The 13,131-nt window shown below is 44.5% G+C and carries 14 protein-coding genes; 11 read left to right on the forward strand and 3 right to left on the reverse strand.

Translation table 11 applies throughout. From position 1 onward, the window contains the following. Nucleotides 1-7 precede the first annotated feature (7 nt). Nucleotides 8-1,561: a carboxyl transferase domain-containing protein gene (locus tag Q1Q15_RS23100; RefSeq protein WP_300465012.1), complete on the reverse strand. Its 1,554-nt coding sequence runs from the start codon at nucleotides 1,559-1,561 to the stop codon at nucleotides 8-10. A 402-nt stretch (nucleotides 1,562-1,963) separates the two neighbouring features. Between Q1Q15_RS23100 and Q1Q15_RS23105 the strand changes: the two genes are divergently transcribed. Genes Q1Q15_RS23105 through Q1Q15_RS23115 form a run of 3 tightly spaced genes read left to right on the forward strand, consistent with a single transcriptional unit; the run spans nucleotide 1,964 to nucleotide 5,472 of the window. Continuing rightward, entirely contained in the window at nucleotides 1,964-2,236 is a 273-nt protein-coding gene (locus Q1Q15_RS23105) for a MoaD/ThiS family protein (RefSeq protein WP_300465013.1), read from the forward strand. Between the two features lie 9 nt (nucleotides 2,237-2,245). Then, nucleotides 2,246-2,989, forward strand: coding sequence for a response regulator (locus Q1Q15_RS23110; protein ID WP_300465025.1), 744 nt, complete (start codon nucleotides 2,246-2,248; stop codon nucleotides 2,987-2,989). Further along, the gene (locus Q1Q15_RS23115; protein WP_300465014.1) at nucleotides 2,986-5,472 is read left to right on the forward strand and encodes a flagellar assembly protein A; all 2,487 of its coding nucleotides are present in this window, start codon (nucleotides 2,986-2,988) and stop codon (nucleotides 5,470-5,472) included. The genes Q1Q15_RS23110 and Q1Q15_RS23115 overlap by 4 nt, the downstream gene beginning before the upstream one ends. Here the strand turns inward: Q1Q15_RS23115 and Q1Q15_RS23120 are convergent. Beyond that, complete coding sequence (locus Q1Q15_RS23120; protein ID WP_300465015.1) at nucleotides 5,469-6,302, reverse strand: glycosyltransferase; 834 nt, start codon at nucleotides 6,300-6,302, stop codon at nucleotides 5,469-5,471. The genes Q1Q15_RS23115 and Q1Q15_RS23120 overlap by 4 nt on opposite strands. A gap of 238 nt (nucleotides 6,303-6,540) precedes the next feature. Between Q1Q15_RS23120 and Q1Q15_RS23125 the strand changes: the two genes are divergently transcribed. From Q1Q15_RS23125 to Q1Q15_RS23150, 6 genes are all read left to right on the forward strand, one after another. After that, entirely contained in the window at nucleotides 6,541-6,765 is a 225-nt protein-coding gene (locus tag Q1Q15_RS23125) for a 4Fe-4S binding protein (protein ID WP_300465016.1), read from the forward strand. After that, a complete protein-coding gene (locus Q1Q15_RS23130) occupies nucleotides 6,755-7,909 on the forward strand; it encodes a 2-oxoacid:acceptor oxidoreductase subunit alpha (protein WP_300465017.1) in 1,155 nt (384 codons plus the stop codon). The genes Q1Q15_RS23125 and Q1Q15_RS23130 overlap by 11 nt, the downstream gene beginning before the upstream one ends. A 1-nt stretch (nucleotide 7,910) precedes the next feature. Next, nucleotides 7,911-8,735, forward strand: coding sequence for a 2-oxoacid:ferredoxin oxidoreductase subunit beta (locus Q1Q15_RS23135; protein ID WP_300465018.1), 825 nt, complete (start codon nucleotides 7,911-7,913; stop codon nucleotides 8,733-8,735). Further along, on the forward strand, nucleotides 8,735-9,277 hold the full coding sequence (locus tag Q1Q15_RS23140; protein WP_300465019.1) for a 2-oxoacid:acceptor oxidoreductase family protein: 543 nt from the start codon (nucleotides 8,735-8,737) through the stop codon (nucleotides 9,275-9,277). Before Q1Q15_RS23135 ends, Q1Q15_RS23140 begins: the two co-directional genes overlap by 1 nt. A 78-nt stretch (nucleotides 9,278-9,355) precedes the next feature. Then, the gene (gene panP, locus Q1Q15_RS23145) at nucleotides 9,356-10,984 is read left to right on the forward strand and encodes a pyridoxal-dependent aspartate 1-decarboxylase PanP (protein WP_300465020.1); all 1,629 of its coding nucleotides are present in this window, start codon (nucleotides 9,356-9,358) and stop codon (nucleotides 10,982-10,984) included. 190 nt (nucleotides 10,985-11,174) lie between these two features. Next, the gene (locus tag Q1Q15_RS23150) at nucleotides 11,175-11,375 is read left to right on the forward strand and encodes a hypothetical protein (protein WP_300465021.1); all 201 of its coding nucleotides are present in this window, start codon (nucleotides 11,175-11,177) and stop codon (nucleotides 11,373-11,375) included. 74 nt (nucleotides 11,376-11,449) lie between these two features. Here Q1Q15_RS23150 and Q1Q15_RS23155 read toward each other — a convergent pair whose 3' ends face one another. Then, a complete protein-coding gene (locus tag Q1Q15_RS23155) occupies nucleotides 11,450-11,920 on the reverse strand; it encodes a MarR family transcriptional regulator (protein WP_300465022.1) in 471 nt (156 codons plus the stop codon). Nucleotides 11,921-12,354: 434 nt separating this feature from the next. On the opposite strand from Q1Q15_RS23155, the gene Q1Q15_RS23160 reads away from it, so the two are divergent. Together Q1Q15_RS23160 and Q1Q15_RS23165 are read left to right on the forward strand one after the other, a co-directional pair. Further along, entirely contained in the window at nucleotides 12,355-12,852 is a 498-nt protein-coding gene (locus Q1Q15_RS23160; protein WP_300465023.1) for a TRAP transporter small permease, read from the forward strand. Further along, nucleotides 12,849-13,131, forward strand: a 283-nt coding sequence (locus Q1Q15_RS23165) for a TRAP transporter large permease subunit (RefSeq protein ID WP_300465024.1), incomplete at its 3' end; no start/stop codon positions are given. The genes Q1Q15_RS23160 and Q1Q15_RS23165, both read left to right, overlap by 4 nt.

Consider the following 13,131-nt stretch of genomic DNA (forward strand, 5'->3'; position numbering starts at 1 on the left):
CCCTTTCCTAGACAGGTATGTTTCCATGTTTTTTAGCCGGCCTTAACTCTCTTTTGGTCGCCATGGCCTCAAGGGCATCAATCAGGCGCGGTCTTGTTTCCGACGGTTGGATCACTGCATCCACATATCCTCTGGCAGCAGCACAATACGGATTGGAAAATTTTTCATTATACGCGTCTATTTTTTCCGCTCGTTTTGCCACAGGATCCTTTGCCCCATTGATTTCCCTTGCATGAATAATATTGGCAGCCCCTTCAGCACCCATGACGGCAATCTCTGCTGTGGGCCATGCAAACGCCATATCCGCGCCCAGGTGTTTTGAACACATGGCCAGATAAGATCCACCATAATCTTTTCGTGTAATCAACAGAAGTTTGGGTACAGTGGCTTCAGAATAACACCATAAAAGTTTGGCACCATGCCGGATAATCCCCCCCCACTCCTGGTCACTTCCCGGCAGATAACCCGGGACATCGGCAATGGTCAGCATGGGAATATTAAAGGCATCACAAAACCGGATAAATCGGGTGGCCTTATCCGAGGCATCTATATCCAGGCATCCGGCCATGTGCAGGGGCTGGTTGGCAATAATGCCAATGGGACGTCCATTCAACCGTGCAAAACAGATCACCATATTCTTGGCATAATACAGATGGGGTTCAAAAAATTCTCCATCATCCACAATGGAGGTGATCACAGCCTTGATATCATATACCCTGTTGGGGCTGTCCGGTATCAGGGTGTCCAGGGAAGCATCCACACGGTTGGGATCATCTGTGGGTGCTGCATAGGGGGGATCTTCCATGTTATTGGACGGCAGATAAGACAAGAGTTGTCGAATCTGCAGAATGGCATCTTCATCAGACTCACAGGCGAATTGTGCCACACCGGATTTCTCGTTATGGGTCATGGCACCGCCCAATTCTTCAAAGGAAATCTCTTCGCCGGTAACCGCCTTGATAACATTGGGCCCGGTGATAAACATATAGCTGGATTCTTTGACCATGAAAACAAAATCCGTCATGGCAGGGGAATATACGGCACCACCAGCTGTAGGCCCCATGATGGCTGAAATCTGGGGAATAACACCGGAAGCCGCTGAATTCCGAAAGAAAATTTCACCATATCCTGACAGGGCATCAATTCCTTCCTGAATTCTTGCCCCACCGGAGTCATTCATACCAATGATAGGCGTGCCGGACTTCAATGCCATATCCATGACTTTACAGATTTTTTTTGCCTGCATTTCTCCCAAAGACCCCGCCCTTGCAGTAAAATCCTGGGCATATGCAAATACGATTCTTCCATCCACCTTGCCATGACCGGTGATGACACCGTCAGCCGGGATATCCACATTTTCCATTCCAAAATTGGCACATCTATGGGTGACAAACATATCCAGTTCTCTGAACGTTCCCTTATCAAACAGGATATCAAGACGTTCCCTGGCATTCAGTTTTCCTTTTTCGCGTCTTTTTTCAAGCGCTTTTTCTCCACCCATTCCCCTGATTTCCTGCTCTTTTTGTTTGAGCATCTGAATTTTATCAGCTGTGACTCCCATAGTACGAACCTTTCGTTGATTATTTATCCGTTACTTGTATTTTTTTATTAACTGTTATGCATATTTGATGCCTGACTTCAATGAACCAAAATTTATAGTGAACTACAATTCAAGTGAATCTGTCAACAATTAATCGTTTTTTTTTATATTTTGTCGGGATATGAAGAATTACAATAGATATCAAACCCCCATCCAGCCCATTTCAAAAAAGTCTTAACACCTTAATATCACTAAATGTTACATCGATATTAATCCAAGGCGGCACTATTGTCAAGATTTCAATACTATATCGCTGGTGTGAAGCCAAAAAGCCATTGTATTCAAGACGGGAATACTCTATTATTAACAGGATATGGAAAATGGGTTTTTACAGCAGACTGTTTTGAGTGAGGATAAATAAAGATGAGCGTTAAGATTCACCTGCATGTTACGCATCGCCAGCACACCAATGGCCAAAAAACGGTGGAGGTAGAAGGCCGCACGATTGGTCAAGCATTAAATGCGTTTGTGGCATTATTTCCAAACATGAAAAAAGAACTATTTAATAAAAAGGGCGAATTACTTCATTATATAGAAATCTACCTGAACAAAGAGAGTGCCTATCCCGGAGAACTGAAAAAACAGGTGAAAGATGGGGATGACATCCAGATTATCACGTTTCTTGCCGGCGGTTAATTGCTTAAAATGGATGTTGAGCCTCAACATAAGGTACTGGTTGTTGACCCTGATGAACAGGTCGGCAAAGCCATTGATCAAATTCTCCCCCCCAAAAAAATCGGATATGTTTTTACCGACAGCGGCGAATCTGCGCTGGAACAAATAAAAAAAACCAAAGATCCCTTTGCTTTAATTCTCGCAGATCAACACCTGAAAGACATGAAAGGCACCCGGTTACTGGAGCAGGCAAAAGCGCTCACCCCGGACAGTATCCGATTCTTGATGGCAGGCTCCCCTGAGATGGACATCATCATAAAGGCCGTTAATTCCGGGGTGCTTCAACGATATATTGTCAAACCCTGGGAACAGAAGGATCTTGCCAATGCTATCCAGTCAGGCATTCAACAACATGATTTTTTTTTGGATAATGAAACGCTTTTAACGCTTGCAAAAAAACAGAACGCGCGATTATATGAACTCAATTGTGAGTTGATGGAGACAACAACGAGTCATGGCAAAGAGATCCATGAGCTTGACCACGGCATTAAATTATTAAAAAAACAAATCAAAGATCCTGCCTGTCAAACACCACTTAATCCTGATCCCCTTTTATCTGAAATCGAAAACTGGGTAAAAGCGCCTCAAGGGATAGATTCAAAAAAAGTCACGCTTCTTTTCTCGGATACCATTAACGGGCTTTACGGCCAATTTAAAGACCTGGCCCGCCAAAGCGGCTTTGAGATGCCCGACGTCACCGGTGAAACACAATGACACCCCCCCCCACCGTCATTCTTCTTGAAAGCAATGACACCGTCCGGAAACATGTTGAATCCGTTCTCTCCTCCGCAGGATGGACCGTTGTGTGCGAACAGGTTTCCAAAGATGCGCTGAACACGCTTACCCGATCTAAACGAAACACATCCATTGCTTTGTTTATCAGCAATTTTAAACTGCCGAAAATGGATGGTGATGATATTTTACAACAGGTAAAGGCCATTTCCCCGCTAACCCAGCGGATGCTGCTGATACCAGGCGACAAACCCGACATCTTGATCAGTGCCATTAACAAGGCTGAAATTCATGCCTGCATCATCTCTCCCTTTCAAGATCAAGATCTGATTGATCAGGCCAAACAGTGTTTCAGGCAATTCCGCCAGGCGTTAAAACGGCAACAGCTAAAACGGGTAACCACTCATCAGACCAGGCAAATGGTTGAAATTGCCCAAAAACTAAAAAAAAAAAATGAGCGGTATAACCATCTTATTGACGAAAAAAAAGCAGAAACCATCAGATTAACAGCATTAAAAAGAAAACAGGAACATCAGAACGCCGACCTCTCAAATATCTGCCTTTCAAGTCTAATGGAACATAAAAAAATCCCCCCGTCACCGGATGCGTATCGCCAGGCGTTTATAACCCTTTGCAACACCTTAAAAACCCAGTTTGATCAGGTGACAACCCGGCACCATGCAGTGCCGGCTCGTCTTGATCTGAAAAAAATGCTCTCTCATGATCAAAAGGATTCAGACCCACTTCTTCATAAAGACAGGCCTGCATCGCCGGAACTCATCGAGAAAATCATAACAGCCGCTTTTGTCCGGTCAATGACGGCAGCAGGCAAAAGCATAAGCCCTCCCCCTGACGCCGATGAACCGGTCACAGATCAGACAGACAATCTGGCTGATACCTGTTTTGACCTTTCCCTTTCTATAAACGAGACAAGGGCCTATCTCAAAAAAACAACGGCGTTTGAAAAAAATCGACCCCAGTTCACACTTTCGGACCTGCTTGACCTGCTCAGAGAAAAAAAGATTTCCTATGGCAGACTTGATGATGAGGCCATTGAAACCTGGATCTCCCAATCCTTTGATGAAAAACTCCTTATCGCCACGGGAGAAGAAGCGATTCCCGGACGAGATGGGGAAATAACCGTTTACTTTGAAACACAGGTTACCCACCCCGGGGAAATCAATGCAGATGGCAGTATTGATTTCACGAAAAGGGGAGACACCCCCTATGTCAAAAAAGGAGACCTTCTGGCCCAAAAAACAGCCTCCCAAGACGGCACCCCCGGAATCAGTGTGTTCAATACCCCCATACCGGTTGAACAAGTGATCGACCCCGTTTTCATGGCCGGCCCTGGAACACAATTGTCAGAAGACGGGTTTCACCTTCATGCCACCACTGACGGCCAGCCCCACTGGGATACCCTGGGCACGTTTTCCGTCAACCCGGAATTATTGATTCCCGGGGATGTGGACTTTACAACAGGGAATATAGACTTTAACGGGAATGTTGTTGTCAAGGGCATTATCAAGGCCGGGTTTACTGTCAGGGCCATAAACCTGACCGCCCAGGCAATAGAAGGGGGAATCATTTATCTGTCAGGGGATTTGAATGTTTCTGCCGGCATTACCGCCTCAAACATTTCCACCCATGGAAATATTTATGCGAAGTTTATCAATCATTCAAGGGTCATGGGACTGGGAAATCTGACCATATCAAAGGAAATCATTGATTCGGACATTCTCTTGAGCGGGATCTGCCAGAACACCACCGGCCACATCATCTCTTCTCAAATCAAAGCCAAACAGGGGATTGAGGCCGGTAAGATCGGCACATCCTATTCCACACCCGTTAAACTCAAAGCGGGGGGCGAAGATCATGTTGAAACACGCATCAAACAAATCGATCAAGCCCTGGAAGCATCTGTCACCAAATTCAATGAATTCCTCAGCAACATCAAGGCCCTGGAAGATCAGGACCATGCCATCTACCGGCAGATCAATGAAAACGCCCGGATCCAGAACCAGACAAAGGTTGAAATAACCGCGTTAAAAAAGTCTCTGCCGGAACAGGAGACATCAAAGGGTCTCCTAAGATATCAAGAGATATCCGTTAAAATTAAAAACCGCATCAAAACCGCAAGAGCAGCAGAACAGGAACTGAACCGCATTTTTGAAACCCAGGATAAAATTGCCGCTGACCTCCAGAGGCTCAGGGATCACATCACCCGGCTGGAAGAAAGAGAAAACGCACTTAGGATCGAAAAAACCGCATTAAAGGTGTTTTCAAAAACAGCCAAATCCCTGTCAATGATCACAGTTGCAAAAACCATCAAACAGGACTCAATGATCAGTGGCCCCAACGCTTCTATTATCATAAAAGAAGATCGGCGTGGATGTAAGATACAGGAAATTGCCGCCCAAGAAGACGGTATCCCGTATTATGAAATGACCATTTCCGATCTCTAAACCGATTGCGCTATATCTAAATAGTCTGCCCCCTCTTCTGTTCTGCCGCGTTTTATACAGCCATTTCCATACAGGATGCATTTTTTTTTCAAAACAATCTTCACTTTTGCTGCCTGATCCTGGGTCAGACCGTCTGATTCCAGAAGGGTCAATAATGAACGGATTCTGAATTTATCCTGGGAATGAAACCTTGACAATTGATCGGTGTGCCCCCCCCGTTTAATGGTATAGGGTTTATCAATCAGAAAAACCGGCAGGGTTGAACTGATTCGAAGCCATAGATCATAATCTTCACAAACCGGAAACGCTTCATTAAAATAGCCTTTCATGTCAAACAATCGTCTTCTCATCATAACGGCAGACGGACTCACCAGACACAGGTTCAAAGACGGCTCAAATATCATCCCGGATGGTTTTTTATGTTTTATTTTCGGATTGACGCGTTTCCCATTTCTGATCCATATCTCCTCGGTCTGGCAAATCATGGCTTCGGGATGGTCTTGGAAAAACGCTACCTGGCAGGAAATCTTTTGTTTCTCCCAGAGGTCATCAGAATCCAGCAGAGCGATAAATACCCCAGTACTTTTTTTTATACCGACATTTCTTGCAGCACTGACCCCTGAATTTTCCTGTGTCACAACAATGATATCGTCTTGATATGCGTCAAGTAATCCCTGGGTATGATCGGTTGACCCATCATCAATCACAATCAGCTCGATAGGGGAATAATCCTGGGCCAGGACGGAGTCCAGGGCATGTTTCAATGTCCATGCACGGTTGAATGTCGGCAGGATAACACTGACAAGGGGGTCATTTATTTTTTGATCCATCAGATCCATATATCATTTATTTTTTTTGAGTGCAATCATGACCCGATTTCCCGGGCAACCGCCCCAGGGCCCCACCCCGTGTTTTTTCTTGTAACTTTTTTTTTCTCTTGCATTTTTTTATGAAATAAAAAAGAATGAACAAGCTTCATTAAATAGCAGTAATCCTTGACATACAAATCCAAATTACTTAAGGAAAGGCCTGAATTTTCAGACATGTATGATCTAATATGAGGAGATTATGGGAAAAGGCAAAACGATAAAACATTTAATTGACAAAGAATGGTGTAAAGGGTGCGGCATCTGCATTCACTTCTGTCCCAAGAATGTGCTTGAATTTGATGAACACGAAAAGGCAAAAGCCGTAAGACCTGAAGATTGCATTGCCTGTAAGCTCTGCGAACTTCGATGCCCCGATTTAGCCATACAAATCATAGAAGATCAGGAAGGGGAAAATGAAAGATAAAGAACATATCCGGTTTCTCCAGGGAAACGAAGCCTGCGTGGAAGGGGCCCTCTATGCCGGGATAGATTTTTTCGCGGGATATCCCATCACCCCCTCCACTGAAATAATGGAACACCTGGCCTCCCGCCTTCCCCAAAAAGGGGGTAAGTTCATCCAGATGGAAGATGAAATTGCATCTATGGGGGCGATTATTGGGGCCTCCCTCACCGGCAAAAAGGTGATGACGGCCACCTCGGGACCGGGATTTTCCCTCAAGCAGGAAGCCTTAGGCTATGCCTGTATGGCGGAAATCCCGTGTGTTATCGCCAATGTACAGCGGGGTGGCCCGTCCACCGGCAATCCCACCCATGTCAGCCAGGGGGACGTCAATCAGGCCAAATGGGGGACCCATGGCGACCACGCCATCATCGCACTGACCGCATCCAATCACCAGGATGTATTCAACATAACCGTCGAAGCCTTTAACATGGCGGAAACCTATCGAACCCCGGTGATCATCCTTTTAGATGAAGTGATCGGCCATATGCGGGAAAAGCTTGTGATTCCTGAACCGGGAGAAATTACTGTGGTGGAGCGCCTCAGAACCTCTGTTCAGAAAGGGGTGGATTATCATCCCTACCTGCCAAGGGAAGATGGCAGGCTGCCCATGTCTGATTTCGGCGGAGAGCACCGATACAATGTTACCGGCCTCTTCCATGACATGTGGGGATTTCCCAACAACAATCCAAAGGTTGTCAGTGAATTGTTGCGACACCTTATGGAGAAAATAGAAACCAATGTCAATAATATCAACATGTATAAAGAATACTGGCTGGAGGATGCCGAATATATACTGGTCTCCTATGGATCCTCTGCCCGGTCTGCCATTCACCTGGCAAGGAACAGACGGGCAAGGGGCTTTAAAATAGGCGTTCTCGAACTGCAGACCCTCTGGCCCTTCCCCGCAGATATGGTCCGGGAAAAATGTGCCGGTGCCAAAGCCATTGTCGTGGTTGAAATGAACATGGGCCAGGTGGTTACCCAGGTAAAAAATGCAGTTGACCATCCCAACAAGGTGTTTCTTGCAAACAGGGTTGATGGAGAATTAATCTCTCCCAGTAATATTAAAACCCTTTTACGGATGATCCAGGGGAAAGGGGTATAACATGACCAAACCAGCATTTAATTTTAAAGACTATATTCGTCCCCGGTTCTTTCCCCATCTCTGGTGTCCCGGCTGCGGCCATGGCATTGTTTTGGGATCTTTGCTCAGGGCTGTCCACGAACTGGGCCTGGATAAAAATGAAATCGTCATCACCTCGGGCATCGGGTGTTCTTCCAGGATTTCAGGATATGTTGACTTTCACTCTCTCCATACCATCCATGGAAGAGCCTTGACCTTTGCCACCGGTGTCAAACTGTCAAAACCCAACTTAAAGGCCATTGTTCCCATGGGGGATGGTGACGCCCTGGCCATTGGCGGCAACCATTTCATTCATGCTGCCAGAAGAAATATCGACATCACCGCCATTGTCATGAACAACAGGATTTACGGCATGACCGGCGGGCAGTTTTCTCCTTTGTCCGGCAGTGGCAAAAAAGCCACAACCGCACCCTATTCCACCATTGACCGAAATTTTGATGTGGTTGAGCTGGCCAAAAGTGCCGGTGCCACCTTTGTTGCCAGATCCACCGTATACCATGCCAATGAATGTAAAGACTTCCTCAAACAAGCCATCTCCCATAAAGGATTTTCCGTTGTGGAAATCCTGACCCAATGCCCGACCTATTATGGCAGAAAAAACAAAGAAGGGGATGCCATACAGATGATGGAAGGCTATAAGACCAATACAGCGAAAATAGGGTCCAAACGATTGGAAAGCAATCCCCATTTGATCCAGAGAGGCATTTTCGTTGAGGATACAACCGTTCCGGAATACTGTGAGGCCTATGATAAAATTATTGAAACCGCAATGAAAGGGAAAGCATAATGGAACGGTCAAGATTGGTTTTTTCAGGCTCAGGAGGCCAGGGTGTCATAACCGCTGCCATCATCCTTGCCAAGGCGGCCGCTATTTTTGAAAACAAACATGCCATCCAGTCCCAAAGCTATGGTGCGGCTGCACGGGGTGGTTCCACCAGGAGTGATGTCATCATTGATGATGCTCAAATATATTTTCCCAAAGTGACCCAACCCAATATTCTCATCAGCCTGACCCAGGAAAGCTATAATACATTTGCCCCTATCATCCGGCCGGGCGGTCTGTTGCTGGTGGATTCAAAATATGTCACCATCGAAAAAAAGGTGGATGCCAGGCATATCGCCCTTCCCATGTTTGATACGGTGATGAAAAATATCGGAAACGCCATTGTCTTTAATATCTGCATGCTGGGAACCCTTATCGGTATCTCAGAATTGATCAATCCGGAATCCATTATAAAGGTCCTGGGAAGAACCATTCCTGAAGAGTTTATGGAAATGAACAAAAAAGCATTGGCCCTGGGGCTGGAAATGGGGAAAAGCGCCGGCTGAATTTAATATTGACTATTCCCCACTAAGGGTTCATGATACAAAACTTTAAAAAGAACCGTTGCTTTTGGAAAATAAAACATGGCCAGAATAAAAGACACGCCCTCTTCTCTTGTTGCAGACTGGAAAACCCTTCACCGAGTATTTATCCGGCCCGAAGACGAGAGCAGCAGGGAAACCCTTGTCAAATATATGGAACAAATTCTTTTCGGTCTCCATGATTTTTTAAATCAGCATGTTGGGGTGACCGAAGAAATCAGCCTGATCAAATTGGCTGAAGAGTACACTGATACGGAGATCAACAAGGATCCCCAAAAAAAGCTGGCAGATGTAATCAAGGATATCATTGATGAAATTGCCCCCCGGGCTGTCAATGTTGCCTCCCCTTATTTTGTCGGTCATATGACCTCTGCCATTCCTTTTTTTATGGTTCATCTAAAAGCCATCACAGCGGCTTTAAACCAGAATGTGATCAAACTTGAGACCTCAAAAGTGTTGTCTGTACTGGAAAAACAAATCCTGGCCAAAATGCACCGGATGATATTTGATTTTAATGAACCGTTCTATCTTGAACATGTCCAGAACACAGAAACATCCCTGGGCGTTTTCACGACGGGGGGTACAACAGCAAACCTCACCGCACTGTGGGTGGCCAGAAACAAAAGTTTTCCCCCCAAGGGTAATTTTGAAAGCCTGGAAAAAAATGGGTTTTTTGAAGCCATGACAGCCCATGATTTAGAAAGAACAGTGGTGCTTGTTTCAAAGAGAGGTCATTACTCCCTGAGAAAGGCCGGCGGCATACTGGGATTTGGAAACCAAAATGTCATCCCCATTGATGTCGATGACAACAGAAGCATTGATCTTATCAAACTTGAAAGCAAAATCCAGGAACTTCAGGCCACTGGCAGAACAAAAATCATTGCCATTATCGGCATTGCCGGCGCCACTGAAACAGGCATCATTGATCCGTTGCCAAAGCTGGCAGATATTTGTGAAGCCCGGGGGATTCATTTTCATGTGGATGCTGCCTGGGGCGGGCCTGTACTGTTATCCGAAAAGTACCGTCATCTTCTAAAGGGCATTGAAAGGGCCGATTCTGTAACCATTGACTGCCACAAACAGTTTTACATGCCCATGACCGCGGGCATGGTGTATTTTAAAGACCCCAAAGCCATGGACCATATTGTCTACCATTCAAGCTATGTCAATCGTCCCGGCAGTGTCGATCTGGGAATCAAAACGCTTGAAGGCTCCAGAGAAGCCAATTCCCTGATCCTTGACAGTGCCCTTAAAATAATGGGTTCCAAGGGATATGCCCTGATGATTGATCATGGCATTGAAACCGCCCTGCATTTTTCAAAAATGATCCGACAACGACGTTTGTTTCAACTGATCACAACCCCCCAGTTGAATATCCTGACATACCGGGTGGTGCCTTTGGACATGCAGGAAAAACTGAAAACCACTGACCAAAAAGAACGCCAAAGACTGGATGCGATACTGGATGATATCAATATTAAAATCCAGCGGCTTCAAAGGGAAGCGGGGAAAAGCTTTGTATCCAGAACCCGTCTGAAATACTCTCCGACGGACGATCACAACATCGTTGTGTTAAGGTCTGTTATTATGAACCCGATGACCAGTGTTGAAATTCTTGAGGACATCCTGGATGAGCAGGAAACCATTTTTCATGACCTTATGACGTCATAAATCCTTGGCCATTGCCCATTTCACCCCATTCATCATGACCGCAACAAATTAAACTTTACAATCAAAAAAAATTGTTTTATTCTTTTGTTCATAACAAATTGCTTTTTAAAAGTAACGCCGGTATGGAAAAATCCAATTGTGCTGATAACATTAATTCTTATTAGAACCTAATGAAGAGGAAGGACTGATTATGAATAATGAAGAAAAGCCTTTTGAAGTGACAAGGACTTTTGGACTTGGCGTCCTGTTAAAGCTCACAAAAAAAAATATTCATGGGATAGAAATCTCCAGTGACGGCGAAAAATTCACATCCAATGTGACAATGAACAAACTTACAGATGCGGTTAATGCTACGATAAAAGCACATAACATCAATTTAAAAATCAAGTAAGACTGCCCGAATTTATGATCCGGGTGACCGTTGAACCCTCAGAAACCCGGTGGATTTAAGATGATTAAGGGTCCTTATCCTTTGTTGAAAATCTGTTTGAGGTCTACCAGGACTCGCTTTTTTTCTTGTTCAGAAAAACTTTTCAGATAATTCATGATATTCTTATCTTTTACGGCTTTGATATTTTTTAAAACCTGTTTTCCTTTGGGAGTGATCTCAAGTAAGGTAATCCGTTCGTCGTTAGGGTCCCGTTTCCGGATAATAAAACCGTTTTTTTCCAGTCGTTTTGCGATCCCTGTCATATTCGGACCGGATACAATCATGATCTTGCTGGCGTTCGTGACTGAATTTTGCCCACCTTGGGAATTGTTTAACACTCTTAGCGCATTATACTGTGAAAAAGTTAACCCATAATTCTTGAATATAGCATCGCTGTCTTTCTTAAAAATTTCTGACGCCTTCACGATGGCTACCATCACTTTCTCATTAATTTCCAAATCATCTTCATAACCATTCAAAAATTTTTCTTTACTGTCCGACGGCATTGTATGCTCTCTCTTTAAAAGATAATAAGTTATATAAAAGTATACTATATAAATGCCTCCGAAAACACCTAAGAAGGCTTATAATTCTATTTTACTGTGTTGATAAATGATGCTGCATTGAGTTTAAACATACCGTAAACAAATCGTTCTGGCAACCGATTATTTTGGGTCTTCACCCCATTACACCCTTGAGAAAGTTTGGATCAAGCAGGGATTAATAAATTTTTAAAATCAAAATATTATCAATACATATAGTATGTTATATTAATATAACAGCGAAACATGAGCACATCTACAATTTAATAAACCAGGTATCTTTCCCACAAAAAAATCTTGACATGCCCATAAGGCTAACATACTATCCTGTAATAAGTAATATTTATACCAGGGTGCTGTATTAAATTTAAGGGGATCAATAAAATGAGTGGGGGGTTATGACATTTCTTGAAAAATTTGAAAATTTTAATAAAAAAATCAGCCTGAGCATTGAATGGGTGGGCGTCGCGGCCTTATTTTTGATGATGATCATCACAACAGTGGATGTGATCGGGGCCAAACTTTTTTTAATGCCCCTCTTCGGTGCCCTTGATGTTATGGCCATCGCCCAGTTGCTGGCCATGAGCTTTGCGGTTTCCACGGCACTGATTCTCGGACGTCATGTCCAGGTCGAATTTTTTGTCATGCTGTTGCCGGAACGTGCCGCAGCTTTTGTTGACTGCATTGTCAATTTTTTGGGAATTTTCCTTTTCATGCTCATCGTCTGGCGGCTTTTTGTTTTCGGGTATGAACTCAAGATCGACGGAGAGGTCAGCTCAACCGCCCGGATTCCGTTTTATCCGTTTGTGTACGGGGCCGCCTTTGCTTGTATTCCAGCTTGCCTGGTCTATATTTACATGTTCATTGATTCTATCCGAAAGGTGATTAAAAAATGAGTCCAGAAACAGTGGGTATTGTGGGTATTGCATTATTGTTATTCCTTTTTCTTATCAGAATGCCGGTGGCCTTTACCATGGCATTTGTGGGGTTTGTGGGGTTTGCGTATTTGAGCGGCATTGAATCCGCCATGGCCATTCTCGCCCAGGACGTTTTCGAGACACTGTCTTCTTATCCCTTGTCGGTGATTCCCATGTTTATCCTGATGGGGTCATTTGCCTTTGCATCGGGCATCAGTGAACGGCTCTATCAGACAAGTTATGCCTGGGTCGGACACC

Source organism: Desulfobacula sp. (assembly GCF_030145145.1).
Classification (GTDB): domain Bacteria; phylum Desulfobacterota; class Desulfobacteria; order Desulfobacterales; family Desulfobacteraceae; genus Desulfobacula.

What these genes read in the sequence shown, in the direction of transcription:
- Q1Q15_RS23100 (WP_300465012.1), bottom strand. Translation starts at nt 1,561, where the DNA reads ATGGGAGTCACAGCTGATAAAATTCAGATGCTCAAACAAAAAGAGCAG.
- Q1Q15_RS23105 (WP_300465013.1), top strand. Translation starts at nt 1,964, where the DNA reads ATGAGCGTTAAGATTCACCTGCATGTTACGCATCGCCAGCACACCAAT.
- Q1Q15_RS23110 (WP_300465025.1), top strand. Translation starts at nt 2,246, where the DNA reads ATGGATGTTGAGCCTCAACATAAGGTACTGGTTGTTGACCCTGATGAA.
- Q1Q15_RS23115 (WP_300465014.1), top strand. Translation starts at nt 2,986, where the DNA reads ATGACACCCCCCCCCACCGTCATTCTTCTTGAAAGCAATGACACCGTC.
- Q1Q15_RS23120 (WP_300465015.1), bottom strand. Translation starts at nt 6,302, where the DNA reads ATGGATCAAAAAATAAATGACCCCCTTGTCAGTGTTATCCTGCCGACA.
- Q1Q15_RS23125 (WP_300465016.1), top strand. Translation starts at nt 6,541, where the DNA reads ATGGGAAAAGGCAAAACGATAAAACATTTAATTGACAAAGAATGGTGT.
- Q1Q15_RS23130 (WP_300465017.1), top strand. Translation starts at nt 6,755, where the DNA reads ATGAAAGATAAAGAACATATCCGGTTTCTCCAGGGAAACGAAGCCTGC.
- Q1Q15_RS23135 (WP_300465018.1), top strand. Translation starts at nt 7,911, where the DNA reads ATGACCAAACCAGCATTTAATTTTAAAGACTATATTCGTCCCCGGTTC.
- Q1Q15_RS23140 (WP_300465019.1), top strand. Translation starts at nt 8,735, where the DNA reads ATGGAACGGTCAAGATTGGTTTTTTCAGGCTCAGGAGGCCAGGGTGTC.
- panP (WP_300465020.1), top strand. Translation starts at nt 9,356, where the DNA reads ATGGCCAGAATAAAAGACACGCCCTCTTCTCTTGTTGCAGACTGGAAA.
- Q1Q15_RS23150 (WP_300465021.1), top strand. Translation starts at nt 11,175, where the DNA reads ATGAATAATGAAGAAAAGCCTTTTGAAGTGACAAGGACTTTTGGACTT.
- Q1Q15_RS23155 (WP_300465022.1), bottom strand. Translation starts at nt 11,920, where the DNA reads ATGCCGTCGGACAGTAAAGAAAAATTTTTGAATGGTTATGAAGATGAT.
- Q1Q15_RS23160 (WP_300465023.1), top strand. Translation starts at nt 12,355, where the DNA reads ATGACATTTCTTGAAAAATTTGAAAATTTTAATAAAAAAATCAGCCTG.